Annotated in this window: 9 protein-coding genes and 1 tRNA gene; 6 read left to right on the top strand and 4 right to left on the bottom strand. The window is 44.5% G+C overall.

Going from position 1 to position 16,231, the window contains the following annotated elements; translation table 11 throughout:
• Positions 1 to 117 precede the first annotated feature (117 nt).
• On the top strand, positions 118 to 2,952 hold the full coding sequence (locus NBH07_RS13435; RefSeq protein ID WP_080504959.1) for a SusC/RagA family TonB-linked outer membrane protein: 2,835 nt from the start codon (positions 118 to 120) through the stop codon (positions 2,950 to 2,952).
• Between the two features lie 20 nt (positions 2,953 to 2,972).
• Complete coding sequence (locus tag NBH07_RS13440) at positions 2,973 to 4,343, top strand: RagB/SusD family nutrient uptake outer membrane protein (RefSeq protein WP_005855624.1); 1,371 nt, start codon at positions 2,973 to 2,975, stop codon at positions 4,341 to 4,343.
• Positions 4,344 to 4,420: 77 nt separating this feature from the next.
• Here the strand turns inward: NBH07_RS13440 and NBH07_RS13445 are convergent, their stop codons facing one another.
• The 3 genes from NBH07_RS13445 to NBH07_RS13455 form a co-directional block, all read right to left on the bottom strand.
• The gene (locus NBH07_RS13445) at positions 4,421 to 5,893 is read right to left on the bottom strand and encodes an ATP-binding cassette domain-containing protein (protein WP_036628661.1); all 1,473 of its coding nucleotides are present in this window, start codon (positions 5,891 to 5,893) and stop codon (positions 4,421 to 4,423) included.
• Positions 5,894 to 6,029: 136 nt separating this feature from the next.
• Complete coding sequence (locus tag NBH07_RS13450; protein ID WP_005855620.1) at positions 6,030 to 7,517, bottom strand: SusD/RagB family nutrient-binding outer membrane lipoprotein; 1,488 nt, start codon at positions 7,515 to 7,517, stop codon at positions 6,030 to 6,032.
• Positions 7,518 to 7,542: 25 nt separating this feature from the next.
• On the bottom strand, positions 7,543 to 10,788 hold the full coding sequence (locus NBH07_RS13455; RefSeq protein ID WP_005855618.1) for a SusC/RagA family TonB-linked outer membrane protein: 3,246 nt from the start codon (positions 10,786 to 10,788) through the stop codon (positions 7,543 to 7,545).
• Between the two features lie 561 nt (positions 10,789 to 11,349).
• Here NBH07_RS13455 and NBH07_RS13460 point away from each other — a divergent pair.
• On the top strand, positions 11,350 to 12,018 hold the full coding sequence (locus NBH07_RS13460) for a 3-keto-disaccharide hydrolase (protein ID WP_005855615.1): 669 nt from the start codon (positions 11,350 to 11,352) through the stop codon (positions 12,016 to 12,018).
• 51 nt (positions 12,019 to 12,069) lie between these two features.
• On the opposite strand, the gene argB is transcribed toward NBH07_RS13460, so the two are convergent.
• Positions 12,070 to 12,837 (bottom strand): acetylglutamate kinase, encoded by a 768-nt coding sequence (gene argB / locus NBH07_RS13465; protein ID WP_005855613.1) that lies wholly within the window; start codon positions 12,835 to 12,837, stop codon positions 12,070 to 12,072.
• Positions 12,838 to 12,914: 77 nt separating this feature from the next.
• On the opposite strand from argB, the gene NBH07_RS13470 reads away from it, so the two are divergent.
• The 3 genes from NBH07_RS13470 to NBH07_RS13480 all read left to right on the top strand — a co-directional run bounded on the left by NBH07_RS13470 (position 12,915) and on the right by NBH07_RS13480 (position 16,121).
• A tRNA-Gly gene (locus tag NBH07_RS13470) sits at positions 12,915 to 12,987 on the top strand.
• A 363-nt stretch (positions 12,988 to 13,350) separates the two neighbouring features.
• Complete coding sequence (locus NBH07_RS13475) at positions 13,351 to 14,538, top strand: lipoprotein N-acyltransferase Lnb domain-containing protein (RefSeq protein WP_005855611.1); 1,188 nt, start codon at positions 13,351 to 13,353, stop codon at positions 14,536 to 14,538.
• Positions 14,535 to 16,121, top strand: coding sequence for an alkaline phosphatase family protein (locus NBH07_RS13480; protein ID WP_005855609.1), 1,587 nt, complete (start codon positions 14,535 to 14,537; stop codon positions 16,119 to 16,121). Before NBH07_RS13475 ends, NBH07_RS13480 begins: the two co-directional genes overlap by 4 nt.
• Positions 16,122 to 16,231: the final 110 nt, after the last annotated feature.

Below are 16,231 nucleotides of genomic sequence, written 5' to 3' on the forward strand. Positions count from 1 at the left end.
AAAATTGTAACAAGTTATTTCTTGAGCGTTACTGAATAATCACAAGCAATGACAAGGTTCCGCGAAAACTAAGTAATAATAAAAAATAACCTATTATTCATAGGTTCCGCGAAGACTCTGGTATTTTCATACGTCGGAATGGTTGCGAAAGAAGCTCCAATCCAAGATGTAATGAAAGTTGTTTTGAATACGGCGGCGACAGAGCTGGATGAAGTTATGGTTGTCGCTTATGGTACGGCGAAAAAATCATCTTTCACGGGATCCGCTAAAGCGGTAAACGCAGAAGATATCGTAGCTGGCTCCAAAGAGTCCTTGGATAAGGCTCTTTCTGGAAAGATGTCCGGTGTTCGCGTAACCTCCAACACTGGTGATCCAGGAGCTCCCGGTGATATCAATATCCGTGGTGTCGGCTCTATCAGCGCAGCCAAGTCTCCTCTATATGTCGTGGATGGCGTGCCTGTAAAATCAGACTCGGATATGGCATACTACGGGAAACAGTCCAGTTTGCTAAGCTCCTTGAACCCTGATGATATTGAGAGCATGACGGTGTTGAAAGATGCCGCAGCAGCTTCCTTGTACGGCTCTCGTGCAGCGAATGGCGTTATCATCATTACGACCAAAGCCGGAAAAAGAGGCAAGACGAAAGTAAGTTACAATGGCGAGGTCGGCTGGAGCAATATGGCTGTAAAACAGTACGAGACAATGAATGCCTCCGAATTGCTCCTGTACGGAAAAGAAGCGATTTCCAATTATTATATCCTAAACGGACTCGCTGGCAACCGTGATCAAGCATACGCCTTGATTGACAAGGAAGGCGACATGGAAGCATTCTTCAACGACCCATCGGGTAACACGGATACCAATTGGCGTGATGAGGTTTACCGTACAGCCTTGACGCATAACCATCAATTATCCGTAAACGGAGGTAACGACCGTACACAATTCTATGTAGGTCTTGGTTATAATAATGCGGAAGGTATCGTAATCGGTAGCGATTTCGAACGTTTCTCCGGTCGTATCAATTTAGATCATCAAGTAAATAATTGGTTGACTATCGGTGTTAAGCAAATGATCGCATTCACTACCCAAAATGGTTTCCGTGATCAGCAAAATCAAGATCAAGGTATCGGTACTGCTTCTCCACTGAGCTTGGTGTACTCCTCAGACCCGACGGCTCCCGTAAAGAATCCGGACGGTACATACAACGCCGACTCAAACTGGGGTGCCGCTTCCAATCCGCATCTAATGTTGGGCAAGGAACAATGGATTAAATCCCGTGTAATGCGTAGTATGTCTAACATTGATTTAGGCGTAAAATTCTCCAAGCAATTATCGTTCAAGACGATTTTTGGTTACGACTATATCGATACGAAACACTTTGAGTATTGGTCTCCCAACAGCGTGGACGGTAAGGCCGTAGGCGGCTTGGGATCTCGCTATACTTACGAGAACCGCAATTTAACAAGTTCTTCCACGTTACGCTACGCTAATACATGGAACGATGTTCATAATTTTGACATCCTAGGTGGTTTCGAGGTAACAGAAGACGAACTGACAGCCATCTATACTACGGCAAAACAATACTCAACCGACAAGTTACCGGAATTAGGAAACGGACAACCAGATGGCGCATCCAGCGAAGTATTTGGCTCCGGAATCGTATCCTACTTGGCTACCGGCAACTATAATTACGACAATAAATACTATCTGTCTGCCAGTTTCCGTCGGGATGGTTCTTCCCGCTTGGGAACCGATAATCGCTGGGCGAATTTCTGGTCCGTATCTGGCGCATGGCGCATCAGTGGCGAGAATTTCCTTAAAGACAATGAATTGTTCTCTGATCTAAAAGTCCGCTTCTCTTACGGTACAAATGGAAACTTGCCGGGCTCATATTACGCGAACCAAGCGTTATATGCGTTCTCTGGTGGTTATGGCCCCTCTTCCGCCATCTATTGGAATCAAGCAGGAAATGAGGAATTAGGTTGGGAGAAGTCCAAAAACATGAATGTGGGTTTTGACTGGAACTTATTCAACCGAGTAAATCTGACAGTAGAATATTACAACAAAACAACGACCGACCTGTTATTCGAGATCCCGACTTCTATCGTCACAGGTTTTGAGAAAAACTGGCAAAACCTTGGTAAGCTACGCAATAGCGGTATCGAGATAGAGGTAAATTCCCAAAACATCAAGAATCAGCACTTCTCATGGGACACGAATTTCAACCTTACATTCCAGAAGGCGACGATCAAGGAATTGCCGAACCATAACGACATCGAATATGGAGACGGCGATATGTATCTGCACCGAGAGGGAGAATCCATGTATACTTTCTATCTGCCGGAATGGAAAGGCGTGAATCCGGATACAGGACTAGGAGAATTCTGGAAAGATCCAAACGATCATAGCAAAGGAGTAGTGAACAAGTACGATGAGGCTGAAAAAGGAATCGTAGGCAAAGCCATTCCCGACGTAACGGGAGGTTTGACAAACACGTTCCGGTTATATGATTTCGATCTTTCATTCTTGATTACCTATCAATTTGGTGGCGATATATTCGATTATCCGAACTACTTCTTCCATCATGACGGATTCCGTTTAGGTTCATTCAACCTAGAAAAGAGCGTAGCGGGTAATTATTGGATGAACCCGGGCGACAACGCCTTATACCCGAAGCCTATCTACCAGAATCCATATCGCTCGGATCGCTTCTCCAGTCGTACCATCGTATCTTCTGACAATATCCGTATGCGTGAAATCACCTTGGGATACAATGTACCGGTATTGAAAAACATATTCAGTAATCTGCGTGTGTACTTCCGTGCGAATAATCCGTTCATGATCTGGGCAAAGACAAAAGGCATCGACCCGGATGTTCCCTTGAATGGTTATCGCCAGGTAGATACCCCGGTCTCTAAAAGCTTTGTCTTTGGTGTAAACATCACATTATAATTTATTAAAATAGAATCTATATGAAAAAGATATATTTAGTAGGTCTAGCGTTCGCCTTATTAACGGCCTCCTGCGATGATGTCCTAGAAAAGACATCATCTACCCAATTACCTACGATAGACGCAATCTCTTCCGTAGCCGATTTGACAAATGCCGTGAATGGCGTATACGAGCAACAGGCTACAGAGGTAGGCTCGTATGGAGCGGAATTCACATTGCTGGCCGATTTACGAAGTGGGGATTTCCAATCTATCTCCACGGTGAATCATGCCGGCCCCATGTATCGTTACCAAACAGGTAAAAACGATGAGATGGTTTATAGTTTCTATAAATTATTCTACAATAGTCTAGCTCGCCTTAATAATGTATTAGCCGCCGCCGAGAATCTTGAAGGTGCGGATGTAGACATATTGAAAGGAGAACTATACGCTATGCGCGCCTTGTATCATTTCGATTTAGCCAGAGTATTCGCTAAATTACCATCAACAACAGATATGAACGATCTGGGCATCGTACTCTCCACAGAGGTTTATCCCACGGATTATATCGGGACCCGGGCGACCTTACAGCAGACATACGACCAGATATTGAAAGATATCGAGACCGCATTGCCTCTTTTGAGTAAAGATAAACAAACCGGACACATCAATTATTGGGGGGCTTTAGCGATCCGCGCACGCGCTTACCTTTACTTAGAAAAGAATAAAGAGGCACTGGCTGACTGTAAGGAGATTATCGCTTCCTCTCCTTATAAGTTATACACACGGGATGAATATATAGGCGCATGGGATAAGGAAGGAACGAACGAGGCTATATTCGAGATCTTAGTTACCCCGAATTATAACGCGCAACGTAACTCTATCGGTTATTTTACACATGCCTCCGGCTACGGTGAATGTGCCGCTACTGAATCTTTCCTGGAAGAGCTGGCTAAGCATCCGGGAGATATCCGTACGGAATTATTCGCAAAAGAGACCGATAATGGCTATGACGGGACCTATCCGCAAAAGTATAAGGGACGTGACGGGCAAATCTATGTAAACAATCCAAAGGTCGTGCGCCTTTCCGAAGTTTACCTAATAGCGGCCGAGGCCGCACTAAAAGCAGGGGATACCTCCGCGGCCGCCGGATATATGAATACGTTACGCAAGAATCGTATTGAGAATTATACCGATGTCGCTTCTATCACGTTGGATGATATCTTACTGGAAAGACGCCTAGAATTATTCACGGAAGGACATACCGCTTGGGACGCTTGGCGTAACGGCAAGTCTGTCAACAATAAATTCGTAGGTGAGGTTAAGCCGGGCGATTACCGTACGATCATGGCAATTCCTATCGGAGAAATCACCGTATCAAGAGGTCAGTTGATACAGAACCCAGGATATTAATCCTTTATCCATAAGTATTTATTGATTTTAGAGGATGTGCCACTTCACCACGGCACATCCTCTTTTTCTTTGTACGCTCACGAGTGCTTCACTAGCTCGAACCGCTTGTCTACACAAGCAGGTAATTCATGCGGGTAATGGGTTACGTAAATCAAGGTTTTTCCCGGGCGATCGCAGAATTGCTCGATAATAGCAGCCGCCTTTTTCTTATTGCTCACATCCAGACCGTGGAGAGGCTCATCTAATATAATTAAATCGGGATCTTTCACGAAAGCTCTCGCTAATAAAGCCAAACGTTGTTCTCCCGATGATAAGGTCAAGAATAAACGGTCTTTCAAATGTTCGATGCCAAAAACTTTCATCCACTCCAAGGCTACCGTTTCTTGCTCCGCATTACACTTACGAAACAAGCCGATCGAATCGAAAAAGCCGGAACCGACAATATTCAAGGTAGGGACATTCTCCTTATAATATAAGTGCATCTCCGGCGATACATATCCGATACGCTTCTTGATATCCCAAATACTTTCCCCGGAACCTCTCTTTCTATCAAACAAATACAACGTATTCGCATACGACTGGGGATTATCCGCGTAAACCAAACTCAGCAAGGTAGATTTACCAGCGCCATTCGGACCGAATAACGCCCACTTCTCCCCGTTCTTGATTTCCCAATCCAAATCTTTCAAGATCGTACGGCTACCATAGCGTATTTTCACATGCTCCATGCGTAAAGTCACCTCATGTAAAGAGGCTATCTTGTTCATATCCACAGGTAAACGAACCTTACCAACTTCCTCGCATGCATGAATGCCTTCCGTTGGAAAAAGACGGGCGATTAATTCCGTATCCGACATAAACTCCTCTCGAGTCAGCGGAGGCAGGCAAGTACGATCATGGATAGGCAATACATGCGTGATCATTGCCGGTATGTCATTGGGGTTAGATAATAACAAGACAACTTGAACGCCATTCAATTTTGTCATTTGCCCCAGCATCTCTACCAATAAATCCCGGGATGGAGCGTCTAAGCCGATAAAAGGATTATCCAAGATCAAGACACGAGGACGGCTAAGCAACGTCCGGACAATCAAGAATTTTCGTAATTCACCACTTGATAAGAAGATCAACCGCTTAGGCAATAAATCCTCTATACCGAAAAGAGTCAATATCTTCGCTAAATTATCAGAGCCGGCATATTCCTTCAACAATTCCTCGACAATAGGCATCTCCTCCGTCTCTGTTGAATGCCAACGCTGTTGGTAATAAGAATTCCGGCAATCCGCCAACGAATAAATATCCTTAAACGCTATACTCTTGATAAAGTCACTCACCTTACCATCCCCGGAGAACACGACCTCACCTTCCTTAAAAGCGAATTTACGCTGCATAATATCCGCTATCAAGGTTTTACCAGCGCCATTCGGACCGACCACAGCCCATTGCTGCCCTTCATCAATTCTCCAATTCACGGGTGCCGTAAACCGCAATTCCGGCAAACGAGTAACGATATTCTTAATATCGACCACCATCATTCCTTCTTTTTCCATCTTTTTTCTAAATAAGCCGGACAAAGGTACATAGTTTATTTAAAAATGACAGCATAATGACAAAAAAAGGGGCCACTCATCACGAGCAGCCCCTCTATAGTATACAGGCACTTGGTATGTCTATGTTAACTAGTAGTTAATGAACGCCTGTACGTGTATCCCACCACATTTGTTTACCCCACAAATTATCCACGACTTCCGCATCGAAGGGAGCACAATTCGCATTGTTCAAATTACGTTCCTTATCAGGATACGGAGAGCGGAATGGAGGTACGTTATGATTAGAATAGTTTGCCGGACGGCCCGGAGCCGGATACAAGTTGTCTGGCACGCCTGTACGGCGATACAATGACCAACCTTCCATTCCTTGCTTGAACATGGCAACCCATTCCTCATAATAAATCTGTTTCTTATCATTCGTGAACTTACCCGCGTTCGCAAGGTAATCCGCTATATCTTCGGCAGATACGCTATTCTCTTCCATGGAATAGGTAACAGCCTTATTGTATGCGTCCTCTGCGGAGATTCCGGTATTCCATCCCAACATAGATGCCTCAGCGACACAGAACCAAGGCTCAGCGACACGCATATAAGGAGAAAAACCAGCCAAGTCCGTAAAGAAACGTGCTCCCCAAATGGAATATTTAGAAGCTACCGCATTCGCTTTCGCCCCGATCGTATAACCTACATACTTAGGCTCACCGGCCTCCACACTTTCTTTTGTGGGTTGGAAATAAGATGAGCGACGAGGGTCCTCACGTGTATTCATATGATCCACGATCACGTCTGCGGCACAATACTCCGTCTTACGTGTACGATAACCGTCTGCCATCGGTTCGTAATAGTTGGGGTCTGTTCCGATCCACCAGAAGAAAGCATTATCATCGTTGCTTTCCATGATCGGATACTTAGTGGGATTACCCATAACTTCCTCTACGGTCTCCTTAGCCAACGCCGGGGAAACCTCTGAGATACGCATCGCTAAACGAAGACGCATAGAATTACAATATCTCTGCCACTTCTCGATATCACCACCGAATAACAGGTCTCCCTCGCCTAAGTCATCACTACCACCATCGGCAAAGCCATCCGCTGCTTCCTTCAACGTAGCCAATAAGCCCGGATAAATATCCTCTTGCTTATCGTATTTCGGCTGCAAGATTCCATCCGTCATCTTAGCGGCATCCGTATAAGGGACATCACGCCAACGATCCGTGGCCACCTGCATCAAATGAACCTGCATAACCTTCGATACGTTCAGCATATTAGGAGTCTCATTAAACGTGGCACGCTTCTCGATATCTTTCAGGTTATTCAATATACGATACAAATACTCCCAGTTCGTATCCTGTACACCCGTACGGAAATTATAGCGGGACTCGTCGATATAAGTCATCTTCGAAGCATATCCGCAGAAAGTCATCGGCTCATCCATTGCGAACCACCGATCATACAGACGATAGGATGTGTAATATAAAGAATACGCCAGAAGATTCGTCGTAGGCACATCCGTAGGGCTATCTGGGTCTGTATTGACCTCCTCAAACGAATCGGTACACGAGCTACCGAATACAGTAGCGCCGACCATCATAGCCATCATGAAATTCTTGATATATCTTTTCATATTAAATTCCTCAGATTAATGTTGATTAAAATGTTACACCTAACTTAAGACCAAAACTACGAGAAGGAGGATAAGAGTTGGACTCAAAACCTACACCAGAGTTGAATCCTCTGCTTGTAGCCGCAGTCTCGGGATCATCACCACCGGTACTTGTAGACTCCGGATCAATATGAGCGATATTTGACTTATGCACCCAAAGCAACGCCAAGTTCGTACCAACCAATGATACATGAGCGGCCTTGATACATTTAGTCTTCTCTAGAATTGATTTCGGGAAATTATATGTCAGGTGAGCCTCACGCAATTTCAAGTAAGAACCATCGAATACAGACATCTCACAAATCGTATAATAATTATAGAAGAAGTCCTCCGCGTTGACAGCGACATCATTAATCTTACCATCTGCGGTCTTGAAGACCTTGTCCGTCATATAATTCTGGCCAAGTACGACGCCATTCTCACGCAAATCGCCTTCTGCCGTGTGTTTCAAGATACCCGTCTGAGAACCGAATGCTTGTGTAACAGAATATATGTCACCACCCAAACGGAAATCCAATAAGAAACCGAAGCTCCAATCCTTATAAGAGAACTCATTGCTGAAACCAGCCAACCACTTCGGCGTAACATCACCGATCTCTTTTCCGGCCTCGTACACAGGAATACCATCCTCTACCAAGATCGAGCCATCCTCATTATATACGTAACCAGTACCTACCAAAGTACCCCAGCTCTTACCGACCATAGCATAGTTCTTCACGCTCCAGCTACTACCGATTTGGTAAGCGTCCAAGGACTGTCCGGTAACGGGATCTGTATAAAGCTCATCGATTCGGCTCTTATCCTTCGCCCAGTTCAACGTAGCCGTCCAGTTGAATCCCTTCGGATTCTTGATGATATCACCGGATACCTGCAACTCGACACCCTTGTTGCTGATCTTTCCAGCGTTGATATACATAGAGGTATAACCGGTAGAGGTAGCCACATTCGCATTCATGATCTGATCGCTCGTCACCTTATTATAATATGCGGCATCAATATGCAAACGATTGTTGAACAAATTAGCCTCAACACCAACTTCCCAAGTCTTTACGCTCTCCGGACGAAGATTTGTAGGAGGAAGGATTGTCGGATTATAGAACAATGTAGTACCATTGAACGAAGAACTGATCAATGAATAATAAGCGTTCGAACGATACGGGTCCGTTGCGGAACCGATCTTTGCCCAACCACCACGCAATTTCAAGAAATTCAAATAATCGCCATTTTGCAATCCGGGGAATGTCTCGGTCAAGATCCAGCTACCACTGAAAGAAGGATAGAAGAAAGCGTCCTTGATCGTAGAGTCCCAGTCATTACGGACACTTACCTCGGCATAAGCCATATTCTTGTAGCCGATAGAGGCATTAGCGTATACAGAGTTTGAACGACGTTTCTCATGGTCGTTCAAGGTGTACGGGGTTCCATGAGCGTTCGCTACGGTAAACAACCCCTCTGCGGTCAATTCGTCCGCACCTGTCCCCATGATAGCTGTTTGATAATCACGATAGTTGGCTCCAGCCAAACCATTCAAGGCCCAATCACCGAAGTTCTTGTTCACGTAGGCGATAAAGTCCGCGTTAAACTCAGTCATCGAACGGTCGAAGCTACGGAAATATCCATTCGGATAGTCGATATTCCATAAAATACGAGAGAACTGATTAGAATCGTAATGATCCAAGCCCATACGACCTTCAAACTTTAACCAATCGGTCGGTTTGATATACAAAGAGGTCTTGCCATAGAAACGATTACGATCATAACTATTGGTATTCTTATTCAATGTCCAATACGGATTCGCATGGAAAGACTGTATCCAGTTATAATGCGTATATTTTCCATACTCATCCACTTGATCCCAATTATTCTTCAAATCCTTCAAATCAACTTGACGACCAAACCACTGCATGATAGACTGCAAAGCATTCGTACTGTTATATCCCGTACCCGGCAAGTTCGCGCTTTTCGTGCGAATATAATTCGCAGACAAGTCGAAATCAATATACTTATTAAACGTCATTTTCGTGTTCACCGCCATAGCATAGCGCTTCTGATCAGTGTTCGGGGTCGTACCGCTTTGATCACGGAAAGATAAAGATGCGCGTGTAGACGTTTTATCCGTAGAGGCAGACAAAGCCACCGTATGATTCATTGAATAACCCGTTTGGAAGAAATTCTTGATATTGTCCGGGCAGGAAACCCAAGGAGTAGCCTGACGCACGCCATCGATCACCGGGCTATTGTATTGCGGCAAATTCAATCCGATATCCAAGCGAGGTCCCCAAGACTCATCCGCGTTATCGTTGATACCACTACCCATACCATCTACATAATTGTAACCATTCTCCAAGGCAAAAGTTTGATAATCGCCAGAATATCCCCCCGCTTGCGCTTCCTTCCAATCATACTCGGAAGCGTAATAGCCTTGTCCGTACTTATTCTGCAATCTAGGCAAATTATAAACCCGGTCAATCGTGATATCACCCTCATAAGAGATAGATACACCCTTGTCTTTCTTACCGGATTTAGTAGTAACCAAGATAACGCCATTACCGGCACGCATACCATACAAAGCGGCAGATCCACCCTTCAACACAGAGATGGACTCTATATCCTCCGGATTAATATCATTCAAGCCGGAACCCAAGTTTACAGTGGCACCTTTCGCATTATCATTAGCGATAGGCACACCGTCCACAACGATCAACGGTTGGTTATTACCAAAAGAGGAATTACCGCGAACCACGATATTCTGCGACGCACCAACCTGTCCACCTTGAGAAGTAATCTGCACACCGGCGATCTTACCGGAAAGTGAGGTCGCCAAGCTCTGTTGGCCAGCTTTTGTCAACTCATCAGATTTCACCTCTTGCAGGGCATAACCCAAGGCTTTCTTCTCACGAGTCAAACCCATAGCGGTTACAACCACCTCATCCAACGCTTTTGAATCCGAGTCCAAAACAACGTTGATCACGGATGCCACAGGTACTTCCTTCGTTTTCAATCCTACATAAGAAATAAAGATCATCTTAGCGTCTCTCGGTACATCTAAACTAAAGTTTCCCTCAAAGTCCGTAACCGTACCAATCGTAGTGCCTTTCACAACGACAGCCGCACCGATCACGGGTTGCTGATCTTCCGATGATATAACATTACCTGTTATCTTCATCGTCTGTGCCGTTGCGACTCCTATGCCTATAAACAAGCATAATAACAAAAAAGTCAACCTTCTCATAAACACACTTTTTTATTTAACAGTTAATTATTTAAATCAAATTTCACACATAACTTACCATAGTTTACGAAGAACTTAGTTTAAAACAGCAGGATTATACATGCATATATATAAAATTACATTAAAATATTTACTTTACTTTTACATACAATCACACATACACCTAATCCTCACACTGCAAATATAAAGAATATTTTCTGTTAAAAACAAATAATACCATGATTTTGTGTCATTAAAACAGTCAAATATATTTCATAACGTCATTTCCAGACCTATTAAATGTATATTTTGACACATAAGCAATATCATAATAACACAAAACCAATCAAGCAATAGGTGTTTTTTAGTTAATCTATTTTACAACAATAAAGATTATACAAAATTTTAATATCATTTTAACAAACTATTTGATCTTTGATAAAAAAAAGAAGATTTCCTTAAGAATCATAGCATTTCAACCTATTTCGCTTTCACTTGTAAATAAAATCGTTCTTCGTAGACTATGTTCCTTCCAAAATAAATGAATACATTTGCCTTACGTAAATCTTTAAAACTAATAGCATGAAACATTTTCTTTTAGCCATGGCTACTTTATGGTGTGTGGCAAGTACATTCTCCTCATTCGCGGCGGATAACAATAAATGGAAGCCTCTCTTCGGTAAAAATCTGGAAAACGCCAACTACAATCCGGAAGTTTGGAGCGAGACTGATGGCGTGTTAGGCGCCGTGAAGGACGAGTCTATCTGGACAAAGGATGAATATGAGAACTTCGAGCTGGATCTTGATTTTAAGACCGACGTGGGCACGAACAGCGGAGTAGTCGTTTACTGTACGGACACGAAGGATTGGATACCCAACTCGGTAGAAATACAGATAGCGGACGACCATTGTGAAAAATGGGGAAACGGCAAGCCGTATGAGAAATGCGGAGCCATTTACGGACATCTAGGCGCCGTGCAAGACAAGGTAGTCAAAAAACCCGGGGAGTGGAATCATATGCGTATCAAATGCGCCGGACAACATATCATGGTTATCCTCAACGGAAAGAAAGTTACCGAAATGGATATGAGCAAATGGACTTCCGGCACCAAGAACCCGGATGGAAGCGATATCCCAAGTTGGTTGCCCAAACCTTTCGCCGAATTACCGACCAAAGGATTTATCGGATTACAAGGAAAACATGGAGATTCATTAATCTGGTTCCGTAATATCAAGATTCGGAGTCTTTGATAGACCTATTATATAATGTACGTGAGGGGCCATAAACAGCCCCTCATCTATTTAAAAGACTCTCGTCCCTTTTCCTTGGTGAATCTCCGAGGCTTGCGTAATAATCACTTGCTTCACCCCGGCGTCTATCGCTTGGTAAGCGTTTTCCAGCTTCGGGATCATGCCCCCTTGGATAATTCCTTGTTCTACATATCCCTTAAACGCTATACGATCGATTTCCGGTATCACGCTCTCATCATCGTTCTCGTCCAACAAAACGCCTTTTTTCTCGAAACAGAACATCAATGTCACCTCAAAATGTTTTGCCAACGCTTTAGCGGCTTCTCCCGCTATCGTATCAGCGTTCGTATTCAACATATGGCCTTGCTTATCATGTGTAAGAGGAGCCAGTACCGGCACGATACCTTGATGGATAAGAGAGGCTAGCAAATCGGCATTCACCTCTTTCACGTCGCCTACGAAACCATAATCCACCTCTGCCACGGGACGTTTGTCGGAGCGCATCAAATTCATGTCCGCACCAGTCAATCCTAAAGCGTTTACGCCCAACGCCTGCAAGCCCGCTACGATGTTTTTATTCACCAACCCGCCATAGACCATTGTCACGACCTTCAAGGTCTCGGCATCTGTAATACGGCGACCGTTCACCATCTTGCTCTCGATCCCTAGTTGGGCGGCAAGCTTGGTAGCCGAGCGTCCTCCCCCATGCACCAAGACCTTATATCCCTCGATAGCAGCGAAATCGTTCAATAATTGACGAAGCGTTTCTTCTTCCTCAACGATCTTCCCTCCTACCTTTATCAAGACTAGTTTTTCCATACTTAATTCTTTTTTATAAAATTTTCTCGCCAAAGTTACTAAAAAAAGAAAGATTTGTATACATTTGCACTCGCAATGCGGTAGTAGCTCAGTTGGTAGAGCATCAGCTTCCCAAGCTGAGGGTCACGAGTTCGAGCCTCGCCTACCGCTCTATCAGGCATTAGGCGATTATCCAAATAAGGATGGTCGCCTAATTTTGTTTTATCTCCTCAATGCTCCTTCTAAAAGCAACGTCTGTTTCTCTAGCTAGAAACTAGAGTTTTGTGCAAGGGAAACTTCTGTTTCCTCATAGGAAAACTTTTGTTTTCCCTAGAAGAAACTAAAGTTTCTTAAAAAAAAATCCGCAAAAAACTGCAACACTCTTATAATCAAAGACGTAACCAAGTTTCCTTTTCCCTTTATAATAAAAACAAAGCTATCTCTTTTCTCGACATAAAGCCATATGTTATGCTTAAACGATCTATACTGTTTAAGAAAAATAATCTACCTTTGCGTCAAATAATCAAGAAGAGAATGACAAAAAGCATATTTCTATTCCTGCTGGGGATTCTTTCCCTATCGGCGATGGCGCAACCCAAACTGAGCGAGGAAGCCCGTATCAGTCTGATGACCAGCGCACCGTACGATGAAGAGGTATTCACCGTGTACGGGCATGCCGCTCTACGCATATACGATCCCAAGCAAAATATAGATTATATATTCAATTACGGTATATTTGATTTCTCCAAACCTAATTTTATCTACCGATTCGCTAAAGGAGAGACGGATTATAAACTGGGAGTAGCCGATTTCCAAGACTACGTGATCGAGTACCAAATGCGGGGCAGCGATATCACGGAACAAGTATTGAACCTCACCCAAGAAGAGAAAGAACATATATGGGATGCCCTGCTTATTAATTACAGGCCGGAGAACAGGGTATATCGTTATAACTTCTTCTTCGATAATTGCGCTACCCGCCCTGCCGCGATCTTGGAAAAGGAGATCAACGGGAGCGTCGATTATCAGTATCCCTATCAATCCCAGACCTTCCGGGATCTTATTAATTATTGTACCCGAAACCATCCGTGGCTCACATTCGGATGCGACCTAGCGCTAGGCAGCCCCACCGACCGGGAGGCCACCCAACACGAGATGCTCTTCCTCCCCCCTTATCTAAAAGAAGCGTTCTCTAAAGCCACCATCACGGGCCCGGACGGGACAATCCGCCCATTGGTGAGCGAGACCCACGTGATCGGAGCCGGGGAAGCCGACGAGCCGGAAAAAGATATCTGGGATTTATTCACCCCTTTAGTCTGCGCTTGGCTTCTGTTCGGAATCGTTTTAGGGCTTACTTGGATCGAATGGCGCAAAAAAAAATACTTCCTGTGGGTGGATTGTGTCCTTTTCTCAGTAGCCGGAGCCGGAGGTGTCATCCTCTTCTTTCTTAGCTTCATATCCGTCCATCCCTGCACGTGGCCGAACTGGTCTTTGGTATGGTTACAGCCGCTCGATTTGATCGCTGTTATTTTGTTTTGCGTAAAAAAGCTGAAGAAGGCTGCATATTACTATCATTTTATTAACTTTGCGGCGCTTACGCTGATGTTACTGGGATGGCATTTCATTCCGCAACATCTAAACAGTGCCTTTATTCCGCTTGTAGCCTCGATTTGGGTTCGTTCGGGTTGGGGTGTTTACAGAAAGATATGGAGAATCGGATGAGAAAAATTATAACGTCACTTATCGCTATCCTCGTGGTAACAAACCTTGAGGCGCAGCAGCGTACCCCCAAATTGGTGGTATGTATTACTGTGGATCAGCTAAGGGGCGACTATATAGAATACTTTTATAATACATTTGGCGAACGGGGCTTCAAGCGTTTGATGAACGAGGGGTTGGTGTACAACAATATCCGCTTCGAGTTCTCTGACATAGACCAAGCCAGCGCGTTTGCGACTCTTTTTACCGGAAGCAACCCTTGCTTCAGCGGTATCGCCGGAGATAAGACGTTTGATTTCGAGAAAGAGAAAGAGGTCTCGATCTTAAATGATCCCGAATATCTGGGTAATTACACGAAAGAGAATTATTCGCCCAAGAATTTATTCAGTTCCACGATCGGCGACGAGTTGAAAATCGCCTCTCAAGGAAGAAGCGACGTATATTCCATCGCCCCGGATGCCGAGAGCGCCATCCTTTCCGCCGGACATGCGGCGAACGGAGCTTTCTGGATGGATAACACCAACGGGAAATGGGCTACCACGACGTATTATAAGGGAATCCCTTGGTACGTAGACCGCTATAATAACGGCCCGGAATCCTTGGCGTCACGCTTGGAAACCATGGTATGGACTCCTACCCTTCCGATGGAGAAATACGATGCCTTTCCTTACGTATTGGATGATCTACCTTTCCGCTATACGTTCAGCGAGAAGTTCGCGAACTGCTATCCGAACCTAAAGACCTCGCCGTTCATCAATAAGGAGATCAATCGTTTGGCCCTCCAGTTCCTAGAGTACGGAGGGTTTGGTACACGCAGTTGCCCGGATATGTTATCTATCACGTACTACGCAGGCAATTACCGGGGTACGATGAGCAAGGAATACACCCGGGAGATTCAAGATACGTATTACCAACTCGATCAAGACATCGAGAAGCTATTGGATACGATCGACAAGAAAGTGGGCTTGGCCAATACATTGGTAGTCTTCACCGGTTCCGGTTATTATAAAAGCGAGGAGTCTTATCCGGACGGCTTGATGGTGAACGGTGGCGAGTTTCACCCGAAACGTTGTCTAGCCCTGCTTAATATGTACTTGATGGCCATTTACGGCCAACATACCAGCTGGGTACAAGGATACTACGACAACCAGATCTACTTGAACCGCAAGGCGATAGAAGACGCCAAGCTGGATTTGACGACTTTACAGAACAAGGCCGCCGAATTCATACAGGAATTTAGTGGCGTACAACTCGTCACTACGGGTAGAAGCTTGCTTACGGGTGACTGGAACGAGGGAACCGCCAAATTCCGTCAAGGTACGCATCATCTGAGACGGGGCGATCTGATCATCGAGTTGCAACCCGGTTGGAAAGTGAACCTCGACAATCCGAAAGAAAAAGTCAAGATTATACGCAATAATGCTGTTATCACCCCGCTGGTATTTATGGGCAACGGGTTGAAACCCCAACATATCTACCGCGAAGTCAAGGCCACTGAGGTAGCCCCCACGGTAACCCATGTGCTAAGAATCAGGCCACCAAACGCTACGCAAAGCTTGCCGCTCTGGGAGCTGACAACCAAATAATAGAGAATTGATTATTAAAGTTGATAATTATCAAGGGTTGTGGCTCTTCTTTCTATTTATTATTATCTAATTATTCAAACAACAAAGTAATAACAGACGATAGTTGCTCA

The sequence above is a fragment of the Parabacteroides sp. B2-S-102 genome, assembly GCF_023656665.1.
Classification (GTDB): Bacteria; Bacteroidota; Bacteroidia; order Bacteroidales; family Tannerellaceae; genus Parabacteroides; species Parabacteroides distasonis.

Coding starts and splice junctions, on each gene's coding strand:
- NBH07_RS13450 (WP_005855620.1), bottom strand. CDS start 7,517: ATGAAAAGATATATCAAGAATTTCATGATGGCTATGATGGTCGGCGCT.
- NBH07_RS13440 (WP_005855624.1), top strand. CDS start 2,973: ATGAAAAAGATATATTTAGTAGGTCTAGCGTTCGCCTTATTAACGGCC.
- NBH07_RS13455 (WP_005855618.1), bottom strand. CDS start 10,788: ATGAGAAGGTTGACTTTTTTGTTATTATGCTTGTTTATAGGCATAGGA.
- NBH07_RS13475 (WP_005855611.1), top strand. CDS start 13,351: ATGACAAAAAGCATATTTCTATTCCTGCTGGGGATTCTTTCCCTATCG.
- NBH07_RS13445 (WP_036628661.1), bottom strand. CDS start 5,893: ATGGAAAAAGAAGGAATGATGGTGGTCGATATTAAGAATATCGTTACT.
- NBH07_RS13460 (WP_005855615.1), top strand. CDS start 11,350: ATGAAACATTTTCTTTTAGCCATGGCTACTTTATGGTGTGTGGCAAGT.
- argB (WP_005855613.1), bottom strand. CDS start 12,837: ATGGAAAAACTAGTCTTGATAAAGGTAGGAGGGAAGATCGTTGAGGAA.
- NBH07_RS13480 (WP_005855609.1), top strand. CDS start 14,535: ATGAGAAAAATTATAACGTCACTTATCGCTATCCTCGTGGTAACAAAC.